Origin of the sequence: Streptomyces poonensis (assembly GCF_014650915.1) — a bacterium.
In the GTDB taxonomy this organism is placed as follows: Bacteria; Actinomycetota; Actinomycetes; order Streptomycetales; family Streptomycetaceae; genus Streptomyces; species Streptomyces poonensis.
On the sequence record NZ_BMVW01000001.1, the window covers coordinates 1,032,633 to 1,057,567 of the forward strand.

Genomic DNA, 24,935 nt, shown 5'->3' on the forward strand with positions numbered 1-24,935 from the left:
CCGCCCGGCCCGACACCGCCGCCGAACGCGCACCGTCCACCGACTGGCCCACAATGTCCCGGTGAACGACCTCGCCTCGCCGGCTCCTCTCACCCCTCTCGCCGCCCTCGCCGCCCTCCTCGCCCCCGAGGGCCGCGCCCTCCTGGACGAGGTCCGCGGCACCCGGCCCGACCAGGAGCTCTCCGTCGCGACCCGGCTGCGCCGCGACCACCCGGCCGACCTGGTCTCGGCGGCGCTCGCCCAGGCGCGGCTACGGCAGCGGGCGGCGGCGAAGTTCGGGGCGGTGGACGCCGAGCGGATGTTTTTCACACCCAACGGCGTCGAGCAGTCGACGCGGACCACGGTGGCGACGTACCGGGCGGAGCGTTTCCGCGCTCTCGGGGTGACCTCGGTGGCCGACCTGTGCTGCGGGATCGGCGGGGACGCGATCGCACTGGCCCGCGCCGGGATCAGGGTGCTGGCCGTGGACCGGGACCCGCTGACGGCGGCGGTGGCCCGCGCGAACGCGGCGGCGCTCGGCCTGTCGGAGCTGGTCGAGGTACGGGAGGCGGACGTCACCGGCATCGACACGGCCCCGTACGACGCGGTCTTCGTGGACCCCGCCCGGCGCGGCGGCCGAGGCCGGATCTTCGACCCCGAGGCGTACTCTCCCCCGCTCTCCTGGGCCGTCGAGGCGGCCCGCAGCGCTCCCCGCGCGGCGCTCAAGATCGCCCCCGGCATCCCCCACGAGACGGTCCCCGCGGAGGCCGAGGCCGAGTGGATCTCGGACGGCGGGGACGTCAAGGAGGCGGTGCTGTGGTTCGGCACGGAGCCGGGCGGAAGTGCCGCACGGGTGCGGGCGACCCTGCTCCCCGGCCCGCGCACGCTCGCCGGCCGCGGGCTGCCCGACCCGGAGGTACGTCCCGTGGGGGACTACCTGTACGAGCCCGACGGGGCCGTCATCCGCGCGCATCTCGTGGCCGAGGTCGCCGAGGAGGTCGGCGGCGGGCTGATCGACGAGACGATCGCGTACATCACCGCCGACGAGCTGCGGCCGACGGAGTACGCCACCGCCTACCGCATCACCGACCAGCTGCCCTTCAACGTCAAGAAGCTGAAGGCGCTGCTGCGCGAGCGGGCGGTCGGCGTGCTGACGGTGAAGAAGCGGGGTTCCGCTGTGGAGCCGGAGGAACTGCGCCGCAAGGTGAAGCCGCAGGGGCCGAACGCGGCGACGGTGTTCCTGACGCGGGTGGCGGGGGCGCCGACGATGCTGGTCGGGCACCCGGCGGAACCGGTGCGTCCGGTCTGAGGGCCCGACCCGAGCCGTTCCCTGCGGTCCCGCCCGTCAGCCCGCGTCGGCCGCCCGCCCCAGCAGCAACGCCCGCTCCCGTTCGTTGCCCGCCAGTTCCGCCGCCCGTTCGAACTCCGCCCTCGCCTCCTGCGTACGCCCGAGGCGGACGAGGATGTCCCCGCGAACACTCGGCAGCAAGTGGTAGCCGCGGAGAGCGGGTTCGGCGGCGAGGCCGTCGACGATCTCCAGGGCCGGGCCGGGGCCCTCGGCCATCGATACGGCGACCGCGCGGTTCAACTCGACGACGGGGGACGGGGAGCGGGCGGCGAGCAGCCCGTACAGGGCGGCGATCCGCGGCCAGTCGGTCTCCTCGTACGTGTACGCCTGGGCGTGGCAGGCGGCGATGGCGGCCTGGAGGACGTACGGGCCGGGGGCGCCCGGCGCGGCGGCGTGCGCCCGGGCGAGGGCGTCGAAACCGCGGGCGATCAGCAGGCGGTTCCAGCGGCGGCGGTTCTGGTCCTCGAGGAGGACCGCCTCGCCGGACGGGCCGGTGCGGGCGGCCGTACGCGACGCCTGGAGCTCCAGCAGGGCCTGGAGCCCGTGCACTTCGGGCTCCTTGGGCATGAGCTGGGCGAGCACGCGCGCGAGCCGGAGGGCGTCCTCGCACAGGCCGGGCCGCAGCCAGTCGTCGCCGGCGGTGGCCGCGTACCCCTCGTTGAAGATCAGGTAGATGACCTCCAGCACGGAGCCGAGCCGGGCCGCGCGCTCCGGGCCGTAGGGCACCTCGAAGGCGACGCCCTTCGCCGCCAGGGTGCGTTTGGCGCGCACGATGCGCTGCGCGACGGTCGCCTCCGGCACGAGGAACGCACGGGCGATCTCGGGCGTGGTCAGCCCGCCGAGGAGGCGGAGGGTGAGCGCGATGCGGGCCTCGGCGGACAGGACCGGGTGGCAGGCGGTGAAGACGAGCCGCAGCAGGTCGTCGTCGATGTCGTCCGGATCGGCGGGCGTGTCGAGGTGGTGCGCGCCGGCGGCGGAGAGGTCCCGCCCGACCTCCTCCAGCTTGCGCGCGTACGTCTCCCGCCGCCGTACGAGGTCGACGGCGCGGTTCCTGGCGGCGGCCGTCAGCCAGGCGCCCGGATTGTTCGGCACGCCGTCCCGCGGCCACTGCTCCAGGGCCGCGACCAGGGCGTCCTGGGCCAGTTCCTCCGCGATGCCGACGTCCCGCACGACGCGGGCGACGGCGGCGATGATCCGGGGGGACTCGATGCGGAAGACGGTCTCGAGGGTGGCGGCCGCTTCGGTGTCACGGGCGGTGTCGTCCGGTCCGGTGGTGGGCTGTGCTGTCACAGCCCACCATCCGACACCCGTACAGGCGTACGGGCAAGGCTCGGCCTCAGCCCTCGTTGATCTCCCGCACCTCGCAGGTGAGGGTCCAGCCCACGTGCGCCTGCACGAAGCGCTTCGCCCACACCACGGCCTCGGCCATGTCCTTGCACTGCATCAGCGCGTACCCGCCCACGAGCTCCTTCGACTCGGTGAACGGCCCGTCCGTGACGGACACGGCACCGGCCTCCAGCCGCACCTTCTTGCCCTGCGCGGACGGCAGCAGCCCGGCGGTGTCGAGCAGCACCCCCGCCTTGGTGATCTCCTCCAGCAGCTCGCCCATCCGGTGCTGGACCTCGGGGCTGACACCCTCGGCGGGGATGTTGTTCTCGTCGTACTGCACCAGCGACAGGTAGCGGGGCATGGTGACTCCTCGGTGTGCGGCGGGGCCGTTCCCCGCCTCTCACCCTTGGCGTCGAACGGCGAACCCCCGGATCGACACGCTCCCTGATTTTTCCCGGAGAAATTCTTCTCGACCGGAGATCCGCGGGAGCTCTCTACCTCAGCGACTCCCACAGCTCCGTCGCCTCCGGCTCGTCCGCCACCACCCGGTTCGGGTCCGAGGGGGCCGTGACCACCGGCATCGTCACCGTCTCCACCCGGTCCGAGGTGAGGTCGGCGAGGCTGCGGCCCAGACTCACCAGTTCGGTCAGGGAGTCCAGTTCCGTGTCCGTCGTCAGACCGGCCGTGACCGCGTCGGCGACCTCGTAGAGATTCGTGGGGCTGGTGAGGAGGTTCGTGGACGCGATCTGGTCCAGGAGGGCCTTCACCAGCTGCTGTTGCAGGGTTATACGGCCCAGGTCGCTGCCGTCGCCTATGCCGTGGCGGGTGCGGGCCAGGGCGAGGGCCTGTTCGCCGTCGAGGTGGTGGGTGCCGGCCGCCAGCTCCAGGTGGCTGTCCTCGTCGTCGATGTCCTCGTCCGTGGTGACCGTGACCCCGCCCAGCGCGTCCACCAGGTTCGCGAATCCCGAGAAGTCGATCTCCAGATAGTGGTCCATGCGGACGCCGGTGAGGGACTCGGCCGTCTTCACCGCGCAGACCGGGCCGCCCACCGCGTACGCGCTGTTGAACATCGCCCGGTACGCCACCTCCGTCGACCCGCCCGAGGACAGCGGGCAGGACGGCCGGGTGACCAGGGTGTCGCGCGGGATGCTCACGACCGTCGCCGTCGTCCGGCCCTCGTCGAGGTGGACCACCATCGCCGTGTCGGAGCGGGCGCCGCCGGAGTCGTCGCCGCCGCCGAGCTCCGCGTTCTCCTCGCCGCTGCGCGAGTCGGAGCCGAGGACCAGGATGTTCAGGGCACCGCTCGGTACGGGGACGGGCGAGGCGGAGGTGGAGGGAGACACCGCCGGGGTCGACACGGACTTCGGCGGGCGGTCGTCGCCCAGCGCGCTGTTGATGTCGACGCTGGTGATGTTGTCGCTGAGGTGCCAGTACACCCAGCCCGCCGCCCCCGCGCCGAGCACGAGCAGACCGGCGAGCGTGAGACCGGCGGTCTTCAGCCACTTCGGCCGCCGGTCCCCGCGTCTGCCCGCGGGCTCGTCTTCTCCGGTCAGGTCGGTCGCACGTTCGGTCGCACGTTCGCTCACAGGCAGGAACGTAAGTCCGGATTGTTACGGGTGAAAACCTTCCGGAGACGATTCTTCGCGGAATTTCATGGTTTCCGGGCGGAGCCCGGGTCCGGGTGACCGACCGTCACGCCAGCGTCACCGCCGGCACCGGATTGCTGCCGCTCCAGCTCGCGTTGAAGCCGAACGTCACCGAACCGCCCTCCGGCACGCTTCCGTTGTACGAGGCGTTGGAGCAGCTCACCTGTGTACCGGTCTGGGTGCAGTTCGCGTTCCAGGACTGGGTGATCCGCTGGTCCGCGCCGTACGTCCAGTTCACCTTCCACGACGACAGGGACGCCCCGGAGCAGGAGATCCTCACCTGGCCCGTGAAGCCGGTGTTCCACTGGCTGGTGACGCTGTACGTCGCCGAGCACGCGTCCGTCGGCGGCGGCGTGGTCGTCGTGCCGCCGAGCGCGGTCACGATGCCGCCGTACGCCGGTTTCGGCGCGTAGTTCTCGTCGTACGGCGTGGCCGCCCCGTACCCGTCGAAGACGTCCGGGATCCAGGAGTCGGAGTCCGTGAAGCCCCACACGGTGACCCCGGTGCACCGGCTCACCGCCACGCACGCGGCCACCACCGCCTTGTACTCCTCGGCCTGCTGCGTCAGTTCGGCCGAGGTGGCGGGGAGCTGCATCCGGATGTCGAGCTCGGTGATCGCCACGTCCACGCCGAGGTCGGCGAAGCGCTGGATGTTCTGCTGCAGGGTGGCGGGGACCTGGCCGAGGATCAGGTGCGCCTGGAGGCCCACGCCGTCGATCGGGACGCCGCGCTCCTTGAGCGACTTGACCAGGTTGTAGAGCGCCGTGCTCTTCGCGTTGACGCCCTCGACGTTGTAGTCGTTGATGTACAGCTTGGCGTCCGGGTCGGCCGCGCGCGCCGCGGTCAGGGCCTGGGCGATGTAGTCCTGGCCGAGGGTGTTGTAGAAGAGGGACTGCCGGTAGGTGCCGTCCTCGTTGAACGGCTCGTTCACCACGTCCCAGGCGGCCAGCCGGCCCTTGTAGCGGCCGACCTCGGTGGCGATGTGGTCGTCCAGCACCTGGCTCAGCTCGTCGGCGGTCCAGGTGCCGTTCGCCAGCCAGCCCGGGTTCTGGCTGTGCCAGACGAGGGTGTGGCCGCGCACCTGCTGGCCGTGCGCCTCGGCGAACTCGACGATCCGGTCGGCCTCGGCCCAGTTGTACGTGCCGCGGGAGGGCTCGACCGACTCCCACTTCATGGCGTTGCCGGGGGTGAGCGAGTTGAACTCGGCTCCGGCGATGTCCCCGTACGTGCCGGTGAGCTTGGAGCCGGTGACAGCGGTGCCGATGACCTTGCCCTTGGCGTCGGCGAGGTCGCGCAGCGGGGCGTCGGCCGCGTGGGCCGCCGTGGCCCCCGCCAGCAGGGCGCCGACGGCCGAGGCGCCGGTGAGCAGCGCGGCCAGCCGGGCCCGTAAGGAGGATCGGGCCGGTGGGGACGACGAGGATCCGGAGCTCAGGGACGATCTGGAGGTTCTCATGGGGGTGCCTCCGCGGGATCGAAGCGGTGGGGAATCGAAAGTTTCGATTGGTCGACCGATTGACTCCGCAGGAGTGTGCAGAAGCCCGCACCACCCGTCAATCCCGCGGCACAGCCGTTCCGCTCCGCGTCCCCGTCAGCCCCGCGGCGCCGCCGTACTGCTCCGCACCTCCAGACTCGTCGCCAGCTCGACCCGCGTCGCCGTCGACGTCTGCTCCTCGCGCCCCAGGTCCAGCACCAGCCGTGCCGCGGCCTCGGCCATCTCCATCAGCGGCTGCCGTACGGTCGTCAGCGGCGGCCCCACCCAGCGGGCCACCGGCAGATCGTCGAACCCGACCACACTCAGGTCCTCCGGCACCCGCAGCCCCAGCTCGCGCGCGGCCTCGTACAGGCCGAGCGCCTGGAGGTCGTTGCCCGCGAAGACGGCCGTGGGGCGGTCGGGGCGGCGGAGGAGCTCCAGGCCCAGGCGGTAGCCGGCCTCGTGGTGGAAGTCGCCGGCCTTGATCAGCTCGGGGTCGACCGGGAGTCCGGCCGTCTCCAGGGCGGCACGGTAGCCGTCCACCCGCGCGCGGCTGCACATCATCCGTGAGGGGCCGCTGATGGCGCCGATGCGCCGGTGGCCCAGTTCGATCAGGTGCCGGGTGGCGGCCAGTCCGCCCTGCCAGTTGGTGGCGCCGATGGAGGGCACGTCGTCGCCGGGGTCGCCCGCCGGGTCCATCACCACGAAGGGGATCGACCTGCTGGTGAGCAGCGCCCGCTGGGAGGCGTCCAGGTCGGACAGGACGAGGACCACGCCGTGCGGGCGGCGGGCGGCCACCTGGTCGGCCCAGGTGCGGCCGGGGGTCAGCCGGCCCGCGCTCTCCGAGAGCACCACGCTCAGGCCGGCCTCGCGGGCGACCGTCTCGACGCCCCGGATGACCTCCATCGCCCAGGCGCTCTCCAGCTCGTGGAATACCAGGTCGATCAGGGGTGAGCGGGTCGCCTCGGCGCGGCGGCGGCGGTAGCCGTACTCGCGCAGCAGTGCCTCGACGCGGGTGCGGGTGGCCGGGGCGACATCCGCGCGGCCGTTGAGCACCTTCGAAACAGTCGGAGCCGACACCCCGGCCTCGCGGGCGATCTCGGCGAGCGTCGCCGTCTGCGTGGTGGACTGCGCGGTCTGTGCTCTTGCCTGGGTTCCGGCGGGCTTCGGCTGCTTCATGAGGGGGATCGTATCCTCGCATGTATCTCTGCACGACCCCTTGACTGACCCCCTTCAGCGCCTTACGTTCCCGGAACATTCGAATTTTCATCCGAAACATTCGTCGAACCATTCCCAGAACATTCGCTCACCGCAGGCGCGAAAGGTACTGTCATGGAGTCGAACAGAGGGCTGTCCAACGGCGGACGGCCCGTGGAGAGCCGGACCGTCAGCAGGCGCTGGGTACTCGGCGCCGGAGCCGCCACATTGCTCACCACCGGTCTCACCGCCTGCGGCTCCGGCAGCGGCGGCTCGGGCGGCGGCAAGGGAGAGCTCACCGCGTTCGTATACGGGGACAACTCGGTGAAGATCCAAGAGGCGTCCGTGGACCGGTTCAACAAGTCGGCCGCGGCGAAGAAGACCGGCGGCAAAATCAAGCTGCAGCGGATCCCGGGCTCCGACTACTCCCCGAAGCTGCGTACGGCCATGGGCTCGCCCAGCGCCCCCGACGTCTTCTTCAACTGGGGCGGCGGCTCCATCAAGCCGTACGAGGAGGCCGGCAAGCTCATCGACCTCACCGACGTCATCGAGAACGACCCGGTGCTCAGAGACGGCTTCATCCCCTCGGTGCTCTCGTCCGGCGACCTCAAGGGCCGTCACTACGGCGTCCCCATGCGCGGCATGCAGCCGGTGATCCTCTTCTACAACAAGTCCGTCTTCGCCGAGCAGAAGCTGCAGCCGCCCACCACCTGGGACCAGCTGCTCGACAACAACGCCAAGCTGAAGAAGGCGGGCATCACCCCGTTCGCGCTCGGCGGCGCCGACCTCTGGCCCGAGCTGATGTGGCTGGAGTACCTGGTCGACCGCATCGGCGGCCCCGAGGTCTTCCGACGCATCAAGGACGGTGACGCCGAGGGCTGGGGCGACCCGGCCATGGTCAAGGCGGCCGAGATGGTGAAGGAGCTGGTCGACGACGGCGCCTTCGGCTCCAACTTCACCTCGGTGGCGTACACCAACGACAGCGCCCCCGCGGTCTTCGCCAAGGGCAGGGCGGCCATGCACCTGATGGGCTCGTGGGAGTACTCGACCCAGCTCGGCAAGTTCCCGGAGTTCGCCCGCAAGGACCTGGGCTGGGTGGCCTTCCCCGCGATCGAGGGCGGCACCGGCGACGTCCGCAACGTGGTCGGCAACCCCACCAACTACTGGTCGATCAACGCCCGGACCAAGAACAAGGACGCGGCCATCGCCTTCCTCAAGGACTGTGCCTCCGAGGAGTACGCGCAGGCCCTGGTCGACAACGGCGACGTGCCGACCACCTCCAACGCGGCCAAGCTCCTGGACTCGGCGCCGAACCCGGAGTACGCGAAGTTCCAGTACGACCTGGTCGCGAAGGCCCCCGACTTCACGCTCTCCTGGGACCAGGCGCTCGGCGACGAGCTCGGCACCAAGATGCACACGGAGATCGGCAAGCTCTTCGCGGGGAAGTCGAGCCCGAGCCAGTTCGTGGCGGCGTGCAAGGGGCTGAAGTGAGCGTCACGGTCGACAAGCGGCCACCCGGGCGGCCCCAGGCCGCCCGGCCCGCGAAAGGCGCGCGTGCGGGCCGGCCGCACGCCGCCTGGGCGCTGCCCGGCGTCCTGTTCTTCGCCTTCTTCGCCATCGTCCCGATGGCCCTGGCCCTCTATCTGTCCTTCACCGAGTGGGACGGCCTCAGCGACCCGAAACCGGTGGGCCTCGCCAACTGGCAGAAGCTGCTGGACGACCCGCGGCTGACCCAGTCCCTGTGGCTGACCGTCCTGCTGACGGTGTGCAGCTGGGCGTTCCAGACGGTGGTGGCGCTGCTGCTCGGGGTGTGGGCGGCGGGCCCCCAGCGCAACCGTGCCGTCCTCTCCGCGATCTTCTTCGTGCCGCTGGTGCTGTCCTCCGCCGCGATCGCGCTGCTCTTCTACGCGCTCCTTGACCCGAACTTCGGCGTCATCCGCACCGGCATCCTCGGCTCGTCCAGCGGGGCGTTCCTCGCGATCGTGTTCGTCGGCGGGTGGCAGTTCATCCCGCTGCACACACTGATCTACCAGGGCGGTGCCCGGCAGATCCCGGCGGTCCTGTACCAGGCGGCGACCGTCGACGGCGCGGGCCGCTACCGCCAGTTCTTCTCGATCACGCTGCCCCAGCTGCGCCACACCATGACGACGTCGAGCGTGATGATGATCGCCGGCTCGCTCACGTACTTCGAGACCGTGCTGCTCCTGACCAGGGGCGGCCCGGGCACCGACACCGCGATCCTGCCGTACCTGATGTACGAGGCGGGCTTCGAGTCGTACGACTTCGGCTACGCGAGCGCCATCGCCTCGTTCCTCGTCATCGCCGCCACCGGGCTGTCCCTGCTGCTGGTCCGGCTGACCGGTTTCGGCGGCATGCGCAGCACCCGAGAAGGGATGTGACGGAGTGTCACACACCACGCTGCCGCGTCCCGCGAAGACCGCCGAGTCCGCCGGACCCCCGCGGGAGACGCCCCGCCGCAGGCACTGGTCCCGGCGCCCCAACCCGGTGGCCGGCCTCGGTGCCACGCTGTGGCTGCTGGTCGTCCTGATCCCGATCTACGCGATGCTGTCGGCCTCGCTCACCCCCCAGGAACAGGCGCTCACCGAGAACCCGCTGAGACCGCCCACGAACCCCACCCTCGACAACTACAACACCGTCCTCGACAGCGGATTCGGCCACCTCCTCGCCAACACGGTGATCACGGCGGTGGCGGTCGTCGGCATCGTGCTCGTGCTGTCGGTGCCCCTCGCGTACGTCGCCGTGCGTACCCGTTCGCGCTGGTCGGGAGCCGCGTTCCGGCTGTTCCTGCTGGGCGTCGCGATCCCGGCGCAGGCGGTCGTGGTCCCGCTCTACCTGCTGATCTCCAAGCTCGGCCTGTACGACACGCTGCCCGCCGTCATCCTGCCGACGGCGGCCTTCGCGATGCCGGTCTCGGTGCTGATCCTGACCGGCACGCTGCGCGACATCTCGGAGGAGCTGTACGAGGCGATGGCGCTGGACGGCGCCTCACCGCTGCGGATGCTGCTCCAGCTCACGGTCCCGCTCGCCAAGGGCGGCATCAGCACGGTCGTGATCTACTCCGCCCTCCAGGCGTGGAACGGCTTCCTCTTCCCGCTGATCTTCACGCAGTCGGACGGCCCGCGCGTGCTCACCCTCGGGCTCTTCAACTACGTGAGCCAGTTCGGCGTGAACATCCCCGCGCTGCTCGCCTCCGTCGTCCTCTCCGGCATCCCGATCTTCGTCGTCTATCTGCTGGCCCGCCGCGCGCTCGTGAGCGGCCTGATGGGCGTGGGCGGCAAGTGAGACCGGTGCCTCGCCCGCCGGCGGCTCCCTCCTCCCGACAGCACCGACAGCACTGACAGCGACAACAGCACCGACACTCCGACAGCCTCGACAGGAGTTCCATGACCACCGCCCCCTGGCGTGACCCCGCCCTGCCCGCCGCCGCCCGGGTCGACGACCTCCTCTCCCGGATGACCCTGGAAGAGAAGACCGCCCAGCTGTACGGCGTGTGGGTGGGCGCCGACACGGACGGCGACGGAGTCGCCCCGCACCAGCACGACATGACCGCGGACTACGACTGGGACGAGCTGATCACCCGCGGTCTCGGCCAGCTCACCCGGTCCTTCGGCACGGCCCCCGTGGACCCGGCGCTGGGCGCGCAGGCACTGGCCCGCGCCCAGCGCCGGATCGCCGAGGCGAGCCGTTTCGGCATCCCGGCCGTCGCCCACGAGGAGTGCCTGGCCGGCTTCACGGCCTGGGGCGCGACCGCCTACCCGGTGCCGCTGGCCTGGGGCGCCACCTTCGACCCTGGCCTGGTGGAGGAGATGGCGGCGCACATCGGCCGCGACCTGGCCTCGGCCGGCGTCCACCAGGGCCTGGCCCCGGTCCTGGACGTGGTGCGGGACCTGCGCTGGGGCCGGGTGGAGGAGACCATCGGCGAGGACCCGTACCTGGTCGGCACCATCGGCGCCGCGTACGTACGGGGCCTGGAGTCGGCGGGGATCGTGGCCACGCTGAAGCACTTCGCCGGGTACGCGTCCTCGGCGGGCGCCCGCAATCTCGCGCCCGTGCGGGCCGGGGTGCGGGAGTTCGCGGACGTGACGCTGCCGCCGTTCGAGATGGCGCTGCGGGAGGGCGGCGCCCGCTCGGTGATGGCGGCCTACAACGAGATCGACGGCCTCCCGGCGTCGGCGGACCCCGGCCTCCTGACCCGGCTGCTGCGCGACGAGTGGGGCTTCACGGGCACGGTGGTGGCCGACTACTTCGGCATCGGCTTCCTGGAGACCCTGCACAAGGTGGCCGGCACCCCGGCGGAGGCGGCCCACACGGCGCTGGCGGCGGGCATCGACGTGGAGCTGCCGACGCTGCGCTGCTACGGGGACGCGCTGGTGGAAGCGGTCCGGGCAGGCGCGGTCGACGAGTCCCTGGTGGACCGCGCGGCGCGCCGGGTGCTGCTCCAGAAGTGCGAGCTGGGCCTGCTGGACGAGGACTGGGACCCGACGCCCCGGGAGGCGATCGACCTGGACTCGGCGGCCAACCGCGCCCTCGCCCGCCGCCTGGCCGAGGAGTCCGTCGTCCTGCTCGCCAACCCGGACGGGCTGCTGCCACTGGCCCCGGACACCCGTGTCGCGGTGGTGGGCCCGCGCGCGGACGACCCGATGGCCATGCTCGGCTGCTACTCGTTCCCGTCCCACGTGGGCGTCCAGCACCCCGACAAGCCGGTGGGCATCGAGATCCCCACCGTCCTGGAGGCCCTGCGCACCGAACTCCCCGACGCCAAGGTCACGTACACCCAGGGCTGCGACACCTCCGACCCGGACACCTCCGGTTTCGCGGAGGCCGTGGCGCGGGCCGCCGAGGCGGACGTGTGCCTGGCCGTGCTCGGCGACCGGGCGGGACTGTTCGGCCGGGGCACCTCGGGCGAGGGCTGCGACGTGGCCGACCTGAACCTGCCCGGCGCGCAGGGCGAGCTGCTGGACGCGCTGATCGCGACCGGGGTGCCCGTGGTGCTGGTGCTGCTGACCGGCCGCCCGTACGCGCTCGGCCGCTGGGACGGGAAGGTCGCCGCGACCGTCCAGGCGTTCTTCCCGGGCGAGGAGGGCGGCCCGGCGGTGGCGGGCGTCCTGTCCGGCCGGGTCAGCCCGTCGGGCCGGCTCCCGGTGAGCGTGCCCCGCTCCCCCGGCGGCCAGCCGTGGACGTACCTCCAGCCGCCGCTGGGCCTCGCGGGCGAGGTCAGCAGTCTCGACCCGACCCCGCTGTACCCCTTCGGCCACGGCCGGTCGTACACCGAGTTCGCCTGGAGCGGTATCTCGGCCCCGGACGCGGAGATTCCCACGGACGGGTCGTACGCCATGGAGGTCACCGTCACCAACACGGGTGACCGGGCGGGCGCCGAGGTCGTGCAGCTCTACCTCCACGACCCGGTCGCCCAGGTCACGCGCCCCGACATCCGCCTGATCGGCTACCAGCGGGTGGAGCTCGCCCCGGGCGAGTCACGCCGGATCACCTTCGGCTTCCACGCCGACCTGTCCGCGTTCACCGGCCGCGCGGGGAGCCGGATCGTGGAGCCGGGCGCGCTGGAACTGCGGCTGGCCGCCTCCGCCACGGACGTACGGCACACCGCGCGGCTGACGCTGACGGGACCCGAGCGGGTGCTGGGGCAGGACCGGCGGCTGCGCTGCGAGACGGAGGTGACCGCGGTGGAGTGAGGCCTCCGGGGCCCCAGCCCGGCGCCCGGGCCTCAGCCCAGCGCCCGGTCGAGGTTGAACGCCGCGCTGATCAGCCCCAGATGGGTGAAGGCCTGCGGGAAGTTGCCCTGCTGCTCGCCCGTGCGGCTGATCTCCTCGGCGTACAGGCCGAGGTGGTTGGCGTAGGTGAGCATCTTCTCGAAGGCCAGCCGCGCCTCGTCGATCCGCCCGGCCCGGGTCAGCGCCTCGACGCACCAGAAGGAACAGATCGAGAAGGTGCCCTCGGCGCCGCGCAGGCCGTCGGGGCTGGCCTGCGGGTCGTAGCGGTAGACCAGCGAGTCGGAGACCAGGTCCTCGGTGAGCGCGTCCAGGGTGGACAGCCACTTGGGGTCGGTCGGCGAGATGAACTTGGCCAGCGGCATCATCAGGACGGCGGCGTCGAGGACGTCGCCGTCCTCGTACTGCGCGAAGGCCCGGCGGCCGGCGGACCAGCCGCGGGTCATGATCCGCCGGTAGATCGTGTCGCGGGCCTCCTGCCAGCGGTGCAGCTCGGCGGGCAGGCCGCGCCGGAGCGCCATCCGGACGGCGCGCTCGACGGCGACCCAGCACATCAGCCGGGAGTACAGGAAGTTCCTGCGGCCGCCGCGGGTCTCCCAGACACCCTCGTCGGGCTGGTCCCAGTTGTCGCACACCCAGTTCACCAGGGCGCAGACGTCGTCCCACTGGTCGCTGGAGATCGGCTGGGCCCATTTGTCGTAGAGGTAGATCGAGTCGATCAGGGCGCCGTAGATGTCCAGCTGGAGCTGGCCGGCGGCGGCGTTGCCGACCCGGACGGGGGCCGAGCCGCGGTGGCCCTCCAGGTGCGGGAGCTCGCGTTCGGGCAGGTCGGTGCGGCCGTCGATGCCGTACATGATCTGGAGCGGACCGGACGGGCTCGCGCCGTCACCGGGACCTTCCTCCCCCGGGCTGATGTACCGGGTGAGGAACCGCATGAAGGCCGCGGCCTCGCCGGTGAAGCCCAGCCGCAGCAGCGCGTACACGCAGAAGGCGGCGTCCCGGACCCACACGTACCGGTAGTCCCAGTTCCGCTCGCCGCCGAGCCGCTCGGGCAGGCTGGTGGTGGGCGCGGCCACGATGGCGCCGGTCGGGGCGTACGTGAGCAGCTTCAGCGTGAGCGCGGAGCGGTGCACCATCTCGCGCCACCGCCCCCGGTAGCGGGACTGCGACAGCCAGCGCCGCCAGTACGCGACCGTCGCCGCGAACTCCCGCTCGGCCTCGGCGACGGCGCAGCCGCGCGGCGGTACGGCATCACCCACCTGGTCGAGCGCGAACACCGCGGTCTCGCCCTCGGAGAGCTTGAACTCGGCCCGGGCGTCGCCGTCGGCGCACTCCAGCGGCACCGTGGAGGTCAGGGCGAGCGACTGCGTCCCGGAGTCGAAGACCACCAGGCCGTCCTCCGTCCCCGTCCGCAGGGTGTGCGGGTCGGCCCCGTAGTTGAACCGGGGAGCCACCCGCGTCCGGAACGGGACGGTGCCGCGCACGCACAGCACGCGCCGGATCAGCCGGTGCCGACGGCTCTCGGCGGCGCCGTCGGCCACCTCGTCGCCGTCCGCCACGTCGTCGTAGACCGGCATGAAGTCCTGCACCTCCCCCGCGCCGTCCTCGGTGAAGAACCGGGTGATCAGCACATTGGTGTCGGGGAAGTAGAACTGCTTGGTCCGCGCGGGGACGGCCGCCGCCAGTTCGAAGCAGCCGCCGCGCTCCGCGTCCAGCAGCGAGGCGAAGACGCTCGGCGCGTCGAAGGCGGGGCAGCAGTACCAGTCGATGGTGCCGTCGCTGCCCACGAGGGCCACGGTCCGCAGATCGCCGATCAGCCCGTGCTCGGCGATGGGCAGGTACTCGGTCGACGCCGCCATCGCAGCCCTCCTCGGTGAGACCCGGCTCGCGGCTGGCGTCTTCCAGGCTACGACCGCGGCCCCGCGGCTTCAGCCGGCCGACATCAGCCGGCCGACACGTCCACCGACTCGAACCGCCACCGGTGCACGGCCCGGGTCACCATCTCCCCGCCCGGCTCGGGGAGTTCGGGCAGGTCGGCATCCGGTTCCGCGTCCCACCAGGTGAGAACCAGCACCCGGTCCTGCGGCGCCCGGAAGGTCTCGCGGCGCAGCGGCCGCGACGGCAGTTCCTGTGCCCGGGCCCAGGCGAGGAGCTCCTCCCCCCGCCCCGGCACGGCCCGGGCCTCCCACATCAGGGTGACGGTCACGAGTACAGGTTCTCCTTGCTGACCTCGTGCACGTGGTCGTGGTGGTGACCGGGGACGTGCGGGTCGGTCACCGGCAGGGAGGAGTCCGCCGAGAGGTCCCAGTCGGAGGCGGCGCGGTTACGGGCGACCATCTCGGCGCCCAGCGCGGCGACCATGGCGCCGTTGTCCGTGCACAGCTTCGGCCGGGGCACCCGCAGCCGGATACCGGCCGCCTCACAGCGCTCCTGGGCGAGGGCGCGCAGCCGGGAGTTGGCCGCGACACCGCCGCCGATCATCAGATGGTCGACGCCCTGGTCCTTGCAGGCCCGTACGGCCTTGCGGGTCAGCACGTCCACCACGGCCTCCTGGAAGGACGCCGACACGTCGCGCACCGGCACCTCCTCGCCCGCCGCGCGCTTGGCCTCGATCCAGCGGGCCACGGCGGTCTTCAGGCCGGAGAAGGAGAAGTCGTACGCCGGGTCGCGCGGCCCGGTGAGCCCGCGCGGGAACGCGATGGCGTCCGGGTCGCCCTCGCGCGCGTACCGGTCGATGACCGGGCCGCCGGGGAAGCCGAGGTTCAGCACACGGGCGATCTTGTCGAAGGCCTCGCCGGCCGCGTCGTCGATGGTCGCGCCCAGGGGCTTCACGTCGGAGGTGATGTCCGTGGACAGCAGCAGGGAGGAGTGACCGCCGCTGACCAGCAACGCCATCGTCGGCTCGGGCAGCGGGCCGTGCTCCAGCTGGTCCACGCAGATGTGGGAGGCCAGGTGGTTGACGCCGTACAGCGGCTTGCCGAGGGCGTACGCGTACGCCTTGGCGGCCGAGACTCCGACGAGCAGCGCGCCCGCGAGGCCGGGGCCCGCGGTGACCGCGATGCCGTCCAGGTCCTTGGCGCTGACGCCCGCGTCCTTCAGGGCGCGCTGGATGGTGGGCACCATCGCCTCCAGGTGCGCGCGGGACGCGACCTCGGGGACGACGCCGCCGAAGCGCGCGTGCTCGTCGACGCTGGACGCGACCGCGTCCGCGAGGAGGGTGGTGCCGCGGACGATACCGACGCCGGTCTCGTCGCAGGAGGTCTCGATGCCGAGGACGAGCGGCTCGTCCCGTGAGTCAGCCATTGATCTCGGTTCCTTGTACGCCGTTCACGGAGGTTGCAGGGTCGGTCAGCCGCATCACCAGGGCGTCCACGTTCCCCGGCTGGTAGTACCCGCGTCTGAAGCCGATCGGTTCGAAGCCGAAGCGCTCGTACAGCTTCTGGGCCCGGGTGTTGTCGACCCGGCACTCGAGCATCACTTCGGCGCATTCGAAGGCGGTGGCCGCCCGGAGCAGTTCGGTCAGCAGCCGCCCGCCGAGGCCGGTGCCCCAGTGGTCGCGGGCGACGGCGATCGTCTGGACGTCGGCCAGGTCACCGGAGGCGGCGAGCCCCGCGTACCCGACCAGCCGGGTGCCCGCCCCGGCCCCCTCCTCCGCCGCTTCCTCGGCCACGACGTACCGCCGGGTCGCCCCGGGTCCGCGCGCGTGGGCCAGCTCCGACCAGAACATCCCCCGCGACCAGGCGTCCTCGGGGAAGAGGTCCTTCTCCAGCTCCAGTACGGGATCGATGTCCCACCAGCGCATCTCGCGCAGCGCGGCGGTCATGGCTCCGGTCGCGGTCACTTGGGGGTGACCACCTTGTAGTTCTTCGGGACCTGCGCGTCGGGGCGGCGCAGGTACAGGGGCCGGGGCGCGGGCAGTTCCTCGCCCGCGGCCAGCTTCTCGGCCGCCAGGGAGGCGAGCGCGGACGCCGACACGTGCTCCGGCTCGTGGGCCCGGGGGAAGGTGTCCGGGTAGAGCAGCGCGCCCGCGCCGACGGCGGGCAGTCCGGCGACCTCGTCCGCGATGTCCGCGGGCCGGTCGACGGCGGGTTCGGTCACCCGGGTACGGGAGTCCGCGTACCGCGCCCAGTACACCTCCTTGCGGCGGGCGTCCGTGGCCACGACGAACGGCGCGTCGAAGTCGGAGGCGTAGGCGAGGGCGTCCAGCGTGCACAGGCCGTGGACGGGGACCCCGAGGGCGAGGCCGAAGGTGTCGGCGGTCATCAGGCCGACGCGCAGCCCGGTGTACGGGCCGGGCCCGATGCCGACGACAATGCCGGTGACGGCGTCGAGGCGGGTACCCGCCTCGGCCAGGACCCGGTCGACGGCGGGCAGCAGCAGCTCCCCGTGCCGGCGCGCGTCCACCTGGCTCGACGAGGCGACGACGGCCGTCCCGTCGTGCAGGGCGGCGGTGACGGCGGGAGTGGCGGTATCCAGAGCGAGCAAGAGCACGCAAACAGCCTACGGCGCCCGAGCCGGACAGGCTGCCGCCCCGGCCTTCCCCCCGGCTGCTGCTACCGTCACAGCCAGACGTACGCACGAGCGACGACGATGACGGACGCACGTTCGAAGGGTGGGCGCAGAAGGTGGCCAGTAGCAGCTCGGGATTCGTGGCCGGGCTCACCGCGGCGGCCATCGCCGCAGTCGGTTTCCTCGCCTACCAGGCGTCGGCGAACGTGCCGGACGACCTGGGCCGGCCGGCCGCCTCGGCCTCGAAGTCACCGGCGGCCACGACGCCGTCGGCACCCGTGAAGAAGGAGGACCCGACAGCCCTGCCCGCAGACTCGGGCCTCGGCGAGCGGGTCGTGTACTCGCTGGGCAAGGACCGCGTCTGGCTGGTCGGCGCGGACGGCAGGGTCCGGCGCTCCTTCACGGTCACGCCCAGCACCGTCCACCCGGCCGCGGGCACCTACCAGGTGACGTCCCGCACGAACGCGGTCGTCGGATCCGACGGCACCCCGATCGAGCACGTCGTCCGGTTCACGACCGTCGACGGCGTCCCGATCGGCTTCAGCGCGGCGGTCGACGGCTCCATGCCCTCGCCGGACCCGACCAGCAAGACGGGCGGCATCCGCGAGTCCCGCGAGGACGGCCAGGCGATGTGGGACTTCGCGACGATCGGCTGCACGGTCGTCGTCGTGGAGTGAGGCTTCGGCCCCACCGGACCGCCGAGGCGTCGGCCCCGCCGAACCACTGAGGCACCGGCCCTACGGAGCTACGCGGCCTCGGGCTGCCGCCGCGCTTCGGCGGCCGGGACGCGGGGCGGGGTGGAGACCGCGCTGGCGGCGACGCACGAGGCCAGCAGGTCCCGCATCGACACCCCGGCCACACCGGACGTCTTCACCGGCTCGGCCGGCGGTACCGCGCGCGCGGGTGCCTCGGCGCGTTCTGAAGCCTGCATGGACGCCTCCTGGAGCTGCGGGGGCGGACGAAGTTAGGTGAACCTAACCACGGACTGGTTACCATGTGACCACGCCGGGGACGCCGAACGCAACATGTTGCCGACAACCTGTCGGTTCGTCGACGTGAAAAACGCGGTCGGGCCCGGGGTGCGGTGACACCCCGGGCCCGACCGCGTCACAGGGCCGTGCCGGTACCGGCAGCCCGGCAGGAAGTCCGTTCAGGCCGACAGCGCGCCCAGGTCCGCCGTCGCCCAGCGGTCGCCCACACCCGTCAGGGTGACGTGCCGCACCTCGTCCGCCGTGTCGCCCACCGCCCGGTGGATGAGCAGGTGGAGGCGGTCCTCGGTCAGTTCCTCGACCTTGCCCTCGCCCCACTCCACGACGATCACCGAGTCCGCCAGGGACACGTCGAGGTCCAGGTCCTCCATCTCGTCGAGCCCGCCGCCCAGGCGGTACGCGTCCACGTGGACCAGCGGCGGCCCGTCCCCCAAGGAGGGGTGCACGCGCGCGATGACGAACGTCGGGGAGGTGACCGCGCCCCGTACGCCCAGCCCCTCGCCGAGCCCCCGGGTCAGCGTCGTCTTGCCCGCGCCGAGTTCCCCGGTGAGCATCACGAGGTCGCCCGCGCGCAGCAGCCCGGCGAGGCGGCGGCCCAGCTCCCGCATCTCGTCCGGGGAGTCGACGGTCAGCTCCACGGTGACACCCGGCACGGGAACCTCAGCTGATGTGTGCGCTGCTGCTGGTGTTTCCATGGCAGACCACCGTAGTACCTCCGCGACTCAGCCCTGGCCGACCGCACTGCGCGCTCTGTCCCGCGCGCGCGTGAGGAGGTCGGCGAAGCGGTCGGTGACGACCTCGGGATGTTCCAGCATCACCAGGTGCCCGGCGTCGGGCACGAGCACCAGCTCCGCGTCCGGCAGCAGATCGGCGATCGCCTCGCTGTGTTCGCTCGGGGTGACCAGGTCGTCGACCCCGGCCAGCACCAGCACCGGCAGTCCGGCGAAGTGCGCCAGCGCCTCCGTCTTGTCGTGGTCGTTGAACGCCGGGTAGAACTCGGCGACCACGTCGATCGGCGTGCCCTCGATCATCCGCTCGGCGAAGCGCGTGACCGCCACGTCCACGTCCCGCGACGCGAACGAGTACCGCTTGATGATCCCCGCGAACAGGTCGGCCGTGGCCCGGCGCCCCCGCTCCACCAGCTCGGCCCGCTGCCCGAGCGCTTTGAGCACTCCGGGCAGAACGCGCCGTACGGCGTTGACGCCCGCGACCGGCAGCCCGAAGTTGACCTCGCCGAGCCGCCCCGACGACGTGCCCACGAGGGCGACGCCCGCGACCCGCTCACGTATCAGCTCGGGGAACTGGGCGGCCAGCGCCATCACCGTCATCCCGCCCATGGAGTGCCCGGCGAGCACGATCGGCCCCCGGGGCGCGGCCGCGTCGATGACCGCCTTCAGATCGCGCCCGAGCTGGTCTATGGAGACCGGCGTCCCGTCCTCCGCCTGGGCCGCGCCGCGCCCCGAGCGCCCGTGGCTGCGCTGGTCCCAGTGCACGGTCCGGACGACGCCGCGCAGCGCGGCCCGCTGGAAGTGCCAGGAGTCCTGGTTGAGGCAGTAGCCGTGGCTGAAGACGACGGTGACCGGGGCCGGGGTCCTGCGCCCGAAGAGGCGGCGCCTGCGGGCTCCGAGGCCGGCGGCCGGCTCCACCTCGTCCACCTCGTAGTACAGCTCGGTGCCGTCGTCGGCGCGGGCCTTGCCCGGCGTGCCGCGCAGGGCCCCGTACGGGCCGGCCGAGTCGAGCGCGAGGCGCGCCTTGCGGCGCATGCCGCGTCCCACGGTGAGCCGCTCGATCGCGACTCCGGCGGCGGCGCCCGCGGCGACGACGCCTATCGCCACGCCCGCGAGGCCCGCCCCTCTGCGCCAGGTCCCGGTGACGGAGGCGGTCGCGGCCGCGTTCGCCGCGGCCGCCACCGCCTCCGCGCTGCTCTCGGTCACGTCCCGCTCCCGTCCACCGGGGCCCGGTGATCTGTCCGGCCCGCCGGAGAGTCTCGTGTCGTCCTCTGGTCGTCGTGGTGGTGCTGCGCTCGCGGTCCGCATACGTAGGGGGTCACCCGTCCGGTACGGGTCAAGGTGACCGTTCGTCCGCGCTTCACACAGCGGCGGCGTCGTCCGGATGGTCGCCGTTGTCCACATAGACGCGCGGAACGCGGGTTCCGATGCGCGTGACGACCTCGTACGCGATGGTGCCCGCCGCCTGCGCCCAGTCCTCGGCGGTCGGCTCGCCCGCGTCACCCGGCCCGAAGAGGACGGCGCGGGTGCCGACGGGCGGCTCGTCGCCGCCCAGGTCGACCACGAACTGGTCCATCGCGATCCGCCCCGCGACCGTGCGCCACTTGCCGCCGACCAGCACCGGCCCGGTGCCGGAGGCATGGCGCGGGATGCCGTCCGCGTACCCGACGGGCACGAGGCCGAGGGTGGTGGCTCCCGCGGTGGTGTAGTGGTGCCCGTAGCTGACGCCGTGGCCCGCCGGAACGTGCTTGACCAGGGCGAGCGAGGCGCTGAGCGTCATCACCGGCCGCAGCCCGAAGTCCGCCGGGGTGCCGAGCTCGGGGCTGGGCGAGATGCCGTACAGCGAGATTCCGGTGCGTACGAGGTCGAAGTGGGCCTCGGGGACGGTGAGGGTGGCGGGCGAGTTGGCGATGTGCCGTACCTCGGGGCGGGCGCCCTGCTGCTCGGCATGGGCGATCATCTCGCGGAAGCGGGTGAGCTGGGCCGCGATGGAGGGGTGGCCCGGCTCGTCGGCGCACGCGAAGTGCGACCAGATGCCGGTGACCGTGAGCAGCCCCTCGGCCTCGGCGCGCAGGGCGGCGGCGACGAGCTCCGGCCAGTCGTGGGGCTGGCAGCCGGAGCGGCCGAGTCCCGTGTCGGCCTTGAGGTGCACGCGCGCGCGGGCCCCCGCCCGGGCCGCCGCCTCGGTGACCTCCCGCAGCGCCCACAGCCCGCTGACCGAGACGTCGACATCGGCCTCCACGGCCTCCTGCCAGGGCCCGCCCGGGGTCCACAACCAGCACATGACACGGCCCGGCAGCCCGGCCGCACGCAGGGCCAGCGCCTCCTCGGGCGTGGCCGTGCCCAGCCAGGTGGCCCCTGCCGCCACGGCCGCGCGGGCGCACGGCACCGCCCCGTGGCCGTACGCGTCCGACTTGACGACGGCCATGAGCTGCGCGCCCGGCGCGTACGCACGCAGGGTGCGCACGTTGGCCCGCAGCGCGGCGAGGTCGATCTCGGCGCGGGCCCGCAGCGGCGCGGTCGGCGGATTCGATGTCCCAGTCATAACGCCCCCCAGTGTCGCAGAGGGGTCCGACAGCCCCTCAGGTGCCGGGCTCCCCGCACGCTTCGGAGAGCCCCCGCCGAGCCGTATCCGGTCACCCCGCGCGCGTGGGCGTACGTCCCCCGCACCGCGTCACCCGATGTGAGGGCTCGGCCCATGCCGCGCGCCGACCGGATACGGACGCTCCACGGCGGCTGCGAACATACCGTCACGCAGAACGGGCAAACCAGTATGAACGACCACTGCCCGGCGGGCCGAAGGGGTTGGTATGTGCGGAATCGTGGGATACGTGGGCGCACAGTCCGCACTGGACGTGGTCCTCGCCGGCCTGAAGCGCCTGGAGTACCGGGGATACGACTCGGCGGGTGTCGCGGTGCTGGCCGACGGGGGCCTCGCCACCGCCAAGAAGGCCGGGAAACTGGTCAACCTGGACAAGGAGCTGAGCGCCCGCCCGCTGCCGGCCGGCGGCACGGGCATCGGCCACACCCGCTGGGCCACCCACGGCGGCCCCACCGACGTCAACGCCCACCCGCATCTCGACGGCGCGGGCCGCGTGGCCGTCGTCCACAACGGCATCATCGAGAACTTCGCCGCGCTCCGGGCCGAACTGGCCGAACGCGGCCACGAACTGGTCTCGGAGACCGACACCGAGGTGGTGGCGCACCTGCTCGCCGAGTCGTTCTCCTCCTGCGCGGACCTCGCGGAGGCGATGCGGCTGGTGTGCCGCCGTCTGGAGGGCGCCTTCACCCTCGTCGCGGTGCACGCGGACGAGCCGGACGTGGTGGTCGGGGCGCGGCGGAACTCCCCGCTCGTGGTGGGCGTCGGCGAGGGCGAGGCGTTCCTCGCCTCGGACGTCGCCGCGTTCATCGCCCACACGCGCGCGGCGGTCGAACTGGGCCAGGACCAGGTGGTGGAGCTGCGCCGGGACAGGATCACGGTCACCGGCTTCGACGGCCGGCCCGCCGACGGCGACGTACGCGCGTACCACGTGGACTGGGACGCGTCGGCGGCCGAGAAGGACGGTCACGACTACTTCATGCTCAAGGAGATCGCCGAGCAGCCCAAGGCGGTCGCCGACACGCTGCTGGGCCGCATCGACGCGGCCGGTTCCCTGCGGCTGGACGAGGTCCGGATCAGCGCCTCGGAGCTGCGCGAGATGGACAAGGTGGTCATCGTCGCGTGCGGTACGGCGTTCCACGCGGGCCTCATCGCCAAGTACGCCATCGAGCACTGGACCCGCGTCCCGTGCGAGGTCGAACTGGCGAGCGAGTTCCGCTACCGGGACCCGATCCTCGATCCCCGGACGCTCGTCGTCGCGATCTCCCAGTCCGGCGAGACCATGGACACGCTGATGGCCCTGCGGCACGCGCGCGAGCAGGGTGCCAAGGTACTGGCGATCTGCAACACCAACGGCTCGACGATCCCGCGCGAGTCGGACGCCGTGCTGTACACGCACGCGGGGCCCGAGGTCGCCGTCGCCTCCACCAAGGCGTTCCTCACCCAGCTGGTCGCCTGCTACCTGGTGGCCCTCTACCTGGGCCAGGTGCGCGGCACCCAGTGGGGCGACGAGATCCAGGCGGTCGTCCGGGACCTCTCCCGGATCGCGGGCGCCGTCGAGCGGGTGCTGCACACGATGCAGCCGGTACGGCAGCTTGCGCGCACGCTCGCACAGAAGGACACGGTGCTGTTCCTCGGCCGGCACGTGGGCTATCCGGTGGCGCTGGAGGGCGCCCTGAAGCTCAAGGAGCTGGCCTACATGCACGCCGAGGGCTTCGCGGCGGGCGAGCTGAAGCACGGCCCGATCGCACTGATCGAGGAGGACCTGCCGGTGGTCGTGGTCGTCCCGTCCCCGCGCGGCCGCTCGGTGCTCCACGACAAGATCGTGTCCAACATCCAGGAGATCCGCGCGCGGGGTGCCCGCACGATCGTCATCGCGGAGGAGGGGGACGAGGCGGTCGCCCCGTACGCCGACCACCTGATCCGCGTCCCGGTGACACCGACGCTGCTCCAGCCCCTGGTGGCCACGGTGCCGTTGCAGGTGTTCGCCTGCGAGCTGGCGACGGCCCGGGGGAACGAGGTGGACCAGCCCCGGAACCTGGCTAAGTCGGTGACGGTGGAGTGACGACGGGATGACCATCGAAGGTCTTTGAACGTCACCACATCACGGTCGGATACCGACCGATAATTCATTGATCAACTGTGAAGCAGCTGTGATTAATGTACGAGTAAACGACCGCGGAATCACCGCGGTTGAGGAGAGAAAGAATCACAGCCTTGCGCTCCACCGCCGTTCGCCGGGTCGGCCTCGCCGCCTCCGCCGCCACCCTCGCCCTCCTCGCCACCGCCTGCGGCGGCTCCGACGACGGCGACAAGGGGACCGACGCCAAGGACTCGACGGCCTCCGCGTCCGCCTCCGCCGCGCCCGCCGCCAAGGCGCTGACCGCCGCCGAGCTGGAGAAGGCCGCGCTGGCCCAGGCGGACGTCGACAACGGCGAGGTCGACACCAAGATCTCCGGCAGCGCGGACGACGTCACGAAGGACAAGGTCAAGTCGGAGGACGCGGCCTGCGCGCCGCTCGCCCTCGCCCAGTCCGGCGCCGCGCAGGGCGACCCGGCGGCGACGGTGAAGCGGATGTGGACGGAGAAGGGTGAGGAGATCTCCGACGACGAGGCCATGACCGAGGAGGCCATGCTCGCCTCCCTCGACGTGGAGATGGTCTTCGTGACGCTCGCCTCCTACGAGGAGGGCGGCGCCGAGAAGGTCGTCAAGGACACCGAGGCGGCTGTGCAGAAGTGTGCCGGCGGCTTCACCTACACCGCGGCCGGCGAGAAGGCCGAGACCGTGAAGGTGACCGGGACCGAGGCGCCCAAGGGCGCCGACGAGGCCGTCGCGATGAACATGTCCGTCACCGCCGACAGCGAGGAGATGCCCTTCAAGATCGTGGTGGCCCGCAAGGGCTCCACCATCGTCTCCGTCGGCGCCATGAACCTGGCCTCCGCGGTCACCGGCAAGGACTTCGAGTTCCCGACGCAGATCCTGGACACCCAGCTCAAGAAGCTCGGCTGACCTGGCCGCTCTTCAGGGCGTCGATGAAGGTGCCGAAGGCTCCGGCCGGGAAGGTGAGGGGGGTCCTGGCCGGGGTCTTGGAGTCGCGGACGGCTATGTGAGTGTGTCGATGGGACACCTCGACGCAGGCGTTGCCGTCGCCGCTGCCGGAGTAGGAGGACTTCCGCCAGCTATCGGTGAAGCTCACGGATGTGCCTCCGCAGCGTGCTTGATCGCGTCGACGAAGGCTGAGAAGGCTCCGGCCGGGACACGAACGGTGGCCCTGGCCGGGGTCTTGGAGTCGCGGATGGCTATGTGGGTGTGGAGATGGGCGACCTCGACACAGGCATTGCCCTGACCGCCTCCGGAGAACGATGACTTCGTCCAGGTGTCTGGGTTGATCAT

At 72.2% G+C, this 24,935-nt stretch carries 24 protein-coding genes; 8 read left to right on the forward strand and 16 right to left on the reverse strand.

The annotated features are described in order from the left end of the window. Positions 1–61: 61 nt before the first annotated feature. Positions 62–1,288, forward strand: coding sequence for a class I SAM-dependent methyltransferase (locus tag IE242_RS04490; protein WP_229858160.1), 1,227 nt, complete (start codon positions 62–64; stop codon positions 1,286–1,288). A 36-nt stretch (positions 1,289–1,324) separates the two neighbouring features. On the opposite strand, the gene IE242_RS04495 is transcribed toward IE242_RS04490, so the two are convergent. The 5 genes from IE242_RS04495 to IE242_RS04515 form a co-directional block, all read right to left on the reverse strand. Continuing rightward, positions 1,325–2,617 (reverse strand): RNA polymerase sigma factor, encoded by a 1,293-nt coding sequence (locus IE242_RS04495; RefSeq protein WP_189855459.1) that lies wholly within the window; start codon positions 2,615–2,617, stop codon positions 1,325–1,327. Positions 2,618–2,663: 46 nt separating this feature from the next. Beyond that, positions 2,664–3,017, reverse strand: a complete 354-nt coding sequence (locus tag IE242_RS04500) for a YciI family protein (protein ID WP_189855461.1) — start codon at positions 3,015–3,017, stop codon at positions 2,664–2,666. A 133-nt stretch (positions 3,018–3,150) separates the two neighbouring features. Continuing rightward, positions 3,151–4,209 carry an LCP family protein gene (locus IE242_RS04505; RefSeq protein ID WP_189856404.1) on the reverse strand — a complete coding sequence of 353 codons (1,059 nt, stop codon included), beginning with the start codon at positions 4,207–4,209 and terminating at the stop codon, positions 3,151–3,153. A 139-nt stretch (positions 4,210–4,348) separates the two neighbouring features. Beyond that, entirely contained in the window at positions 4,349–5,755 is a 1,407-nt protein-coding gene (locus tag IE242_RS04510; RefSeq protein ID WP_189855463.1) for a glycoside hydrolase family 10 protein, read from the reverse strand. Positions 5,756–5,890: 135 nt separating this feature from the next. Next, positions 5,891–6,952, reverse strand: a complete 1,062-nt coding sequence (locus IE242_RS04515; protein ID WP_189855465.1) for a LacI family DNA-binding transcriptional regulator — start codon at positions 6,950–6,952, stop codon at positions 5,891–5,893. A 153-nt stretch (positions 6,953–7,105) separates the two neighbouring features. Between IE242_RS04515 and IE242_RS04520 the strand changes: the two genes are divergently transcribed. The 4 genes from IE242_RS04520 (at position 7,106) to IE242_RS04535 (ending at position 12,681) form a co-directional block, all read left to right on the forward strand. Continuing rightward, the gene (locus IE242_RS04520; protein ID WP_189855467.1) at positions 7,106–8,461 is read left to right on the forward strand and encodes an ABC transporter substrate-binding protein; all 1,356 of its coding nucleotides are present in this window, start codon (positions 7,106–7,108) and stop codon (positions 8,459–8,461) included. Next, complete coding sequence (locus IE242_RS04525) at positions 8,458–9,369, forward strand: carbohydrate ABC transporter permease (RefSeq protein WP_189855469.1); 912 nt, start codon at positions 8,458–8,460, stop codon at positions 9,367–9,369. Before IE242_RS04520 ends, IE242_RS04525 begins: the two co-directional genes overlap by 4 nt. Before the next feature lie 4 nt (positions 9,370–9,373). Then, positions 9,374–10,273 (forward strand): carbohydrate ABC transporter permease, encoded by a 900-nt coding sequence (locus IE242_RS04530; RefSeq protein WP_373299447.1) that lies wholly within the window; start codon positions 9,374–9,376, stop codon positions 10,271–10,273. 101 nt (positions 10,274–10,374) lie between these two features. Next, positions 10,375–12,681 (forward strand): beta-xylosidase/alpha-l-arabinosidase, encoded by a 2,307-nt coding sequence (locus IE242_RS04535; protein WP_189855470.1) that lies wholly within the window; start codon positions 10,375–10,377, stop codon positions 12,679–12,681. Between the two features lie 32 nt (positions 12,682–12,713). Here the strand turns inward: IE242_RS04535 and IE242_RS04540 are convergent, their stop codons facing one another. The 5 genes from IE242_RS04540 to tsaB all read right to left on the reverse strand — a co-directional run bounded on the left by IE242_RS04540 (position 12,714) and on the right by tsaB (position 17,208). Further along, positions 12,714–14,576 (reverse strand): glycoside hydrolase family 15 protein, encoded by a 1,863-nt coding sequence (locus IE242_RS04540; RefSeq protein ID WP_189855472.1) that lies wholly within the window; start codon positions 14,574–14,576, stop codon positions 12,714–12,716. An 83-nt stretch (positions 14,577–14,659) separates the two neighbouring features. Beyond that, on the reverse strand, positions 14,660–14,923 hold the full coding sequence (locus IE242_RS04545; protein ID WP_189855474.1) for a hypothetical protein: 264 nt from the start codon (positions 14,921–14,923) through the stop codon (positions 14,660–14,662). Next, positions 14,920–16,020, reverse strand: coding sequence for a tRNA (adenosine(37)-N6)-threonylcarbamoyltransferase complex transferase subunit TsaD (gene tsaD, locus IE242_RS04550; RefSeq protein ID WP_189855476.1), 1,101 nt, complete (start codon positions 16,018–16,020; stop codon positions 14,920–14,922). Before tsaD ends, IE242_RS04545 begins: the two co-directional genes overlap by 4 nt. Then, a complete protein-coding gene (gene rimI / locus IE242_RS04555) occupies positions 16,013–16,540 on the reverse strand; it encodes a ribosomal protein S18-alanine N-acetyltransferase (RefSeq protein ID WP_189856408.1) in 528 nt (175 codons plus the stop codon). Before rimI ends, tsaD begins: the two co-directional genes overlap by 8 nt. A gap of 14 nt (positions 16,541–16,554) precedes the next feature. Further along, complete coding sequence (gene tsaB / locus IE242_RS04560; RefSeq protein ID WP_189855478.1) at positions 16,555–17,208, reverse strand: tRNA (adenosine(37)-N6)-threonylcarbamoyltransferase complex dimerization subunit type 1 TsaB; 654 nt, start codon at positions 17,206–17,208, stop codon at positions 16,555–16,557. Positions 17,209–17,342: 134 nt separating this feature from the next. Here tsaB and IE242_RS04565 point away from each other — a divergent pair, with 134 nt between their 5' ends. Beyond that, positions 17,343–17,903 (forward strand): hypothetical protein, encoded by a 561-nt coding sequence (locus IE242_RS04565; RefSeq protein ID WP_189855480.1) that lies wholly within the window; start codon positions 17,343–17,345, stop codon positions 17,901–17,903. A gap of 68 nt (positions 17,904–17,971) precedes the next feature. Here the strand turns inward: IE242_RS04565 and IE242_RS04570 are convergent, their stop codons facing one another. The 4 genes from IE242_RS04570 to alr form a co-directional block, all read right to left on the reverse strand. Next, complete coding sequence (locus IE242_RS04570) at positions 17,972–18,157, reverse strand: hypothetical protein (RefSeq protein ID WP_189855483.1); 186 nt, start codon at positions 18,155–18,157, stop codon at positions 17,972–17,974. A gap of 219 nt (positions 18,158–18,376) precedes the next feature. Continuing rightward, complete coding sequence (gene tsaE / locus IE242_RS04575) at positions 18,377–18,910, reverse strand: tRNA (adenosine(37)-N6)-threonylcarbamoyltransferase complex ATPase subunit type 1 TsaE (protein WP_189855485.1); 534 nt, start codon at positions 18,908–18,910, stop codon at positions 18,377–18,379. 27 nt (positions 18,911–18,937) lie between these two features. Continuing rightward, on the reverse strand, positions 18,938–20,149 hold the full coding sequence (locus IE242_RS04580) for an alpha/beta fold hydrolase (RefSeq protein WP_189855487.1): 1,212 nt from the start codon (positions 20,147–20,149) through the stop codon (positions 18,938–18,940). 154 nt (positions 20,150–20,303) lie between these two features. Beyond that, the gene (alr, locus tag IE242_RS04585; protein ID WP_189855489.1) at positions 20,304–21,488 is read right to left on the reverse strand and encodes an alanine racemase; all 1,185 of its coding nucleotides are present in this window, start codon (positions 21,486–21,488) and stop codon (positions 20,304–20,306) included. Between the two features lie 265 nt (positions 21,489–21,753). Between alr and glmS the strand changes: the two genes are divergently transcribed. Next, on the forward strand, positions 21,754–23,607 hold the full coding sequence (gene glmS / locus IE242_RS04590) for a glutamine--fructose-6-phosphate transaminase (isomerizing) (RefSeq protein ID WP_189855491.1): 1,854 nt from the start codon (positions 21,754–21,756) through the stop codon (positions 23,605–23,607). A 152-nt stretch (positions 23,608–23,759) separates the two neighbouring features. Then, the gene (locus IE242_RS04595; RefSeq protein WP_189855494.1) at positions 23,760–24,551 is read left to right on the forward strand and encodes a sensor domain-containing protein; all 792 of its coding nucleotides are present in this window, start codon (positions 23,760–23,762) and stop codon (positions 24,549–24,551) included. Here IE242_RS04595 and IE242_RS04600 read toward each other — a convergent pair. Together IE242_RS04600 and IE242_RS04605 are read right to left on the reverse strand one after the other, a co-directional pair. After that, positions 24,535–24,738 carry a DUF397 domain-containing protein gene (locus tag IE242_RS04600; RefSeq protein WP_189855496.1) on the reverse strand — a complete coding sequence of 68 codons (204 nt, stop codon included), beginning with the start codon at positions 24,736–24,738 and terminating at the stop codon, positions 24,535–24,537. The two genes, IE242_RS04595 and IE242_RS04600, sit on opposite strands and share 17 nt — an antisense overlap. Next, on the reverse strand, positions 24,735–24,935 hold the full coding sequence (locus IE242_RS04605) for a DUF397 domain-containing protein (RefSeq protein ID WP_189855498.1): 201 nt from the start codon (positions 24,933–24,935) through the stop codon (positions 24,735–24,737). The genes IE242_RS04600 and IE242_RS04605 overlap by 4 nt, the downstream gene beginning before the upstream one ends.

Bases quoted from the DNA above. Each gene is read 5' to 3' on its own strand.
- tsaE (WP_189855485.1), bottom strand. From the start codon at position 18,910: ATGGAAACACCAGCAGCAGCGCACACATCAGCTGAGGTTCCCGTGCCG.
- IE242_RS04500 (WP_189855461.1), bottom strand. From the start codon at position 3,017: ATGCCCCGCTACCTGTCGCTGGTGCAGTACGACGAGAACAACATCCCC.
- IE242_RS04605 (WP_189855498.1), bottom strand. From the start codon at position 24,935: ATGATCAACCCAGACACCTGGACGAAGTCATCGTTCTCCGGAGGCGGT.
- IE242_RS04570 (WP_189855483.1), bottom strand. From the start codon at position 18,157: ATGCAGGCTTCAGAACGCGCCGAGGCACCCGCGCGCGCGGTACCGCCG.
- tsaD (WP_189855476.1), bottom strand. From the start codon at position 16,020: ATGGCTGACTCACGGGACGAGCCGCTCGTCCTCGGCATCGAGACCTCC.
- glmS (WP_189855491.1), top strand. From the start codon at position 21,754: ATGTGCGGAATCGTGGGATACGTGGGCGCACAGTCCGCACTGGACGTG.
- IE242_RS04540 (WP_189855472.1), bottom strand. From the start codon at position 14,576: ATGGCGGCGTCGACCGAGTACCTGCCCATCGCCGAGCACGGGCTGATC.
- IE242_RS04510 (WP_189855463.1), bottom strand. From the start codon at position 5,755: ATGAGAACCTCCAGATCGTCCCTGAGCTCCGGATCCTCGTCGTCCCCA.
- IE242_RS04515 (WP_189855465.1), bottom strand. From the start codon at position 6,952: ATGAAGCAGCCGAAGCCCGCCGGAACCCAGGCAAGAGCACAGACCGCG.
- alr (WP_189855489.1), bottom strand. From the start codon at position 21,488: ATGACTGGGACATCGAATCCGCCGACCGCGCCGCTGCGGGCCCGCGCC.
- IE242_RS04520 (WP_189855467.1), top strand. From the start codon at position 7,106: ATGGAGTCGAACAGAGGGCTGTCCAACGGCGGACGGCCCGTGGAGAGC.
- IE242_RS04535 (WP_189855470.1), top strand. From the start codon at position 10,375: ATGACCACCGCCCCCTGGCGTGACCCCGCCCTGCCCGCCGCCGCCCGG.
- rimI (WP_189856408.1), bottom strand. From the start codon at position 16,540: ATGACCGCCGCGCTGCGCGAGATGCGCTGGTGGGACATCGATCCCGTA.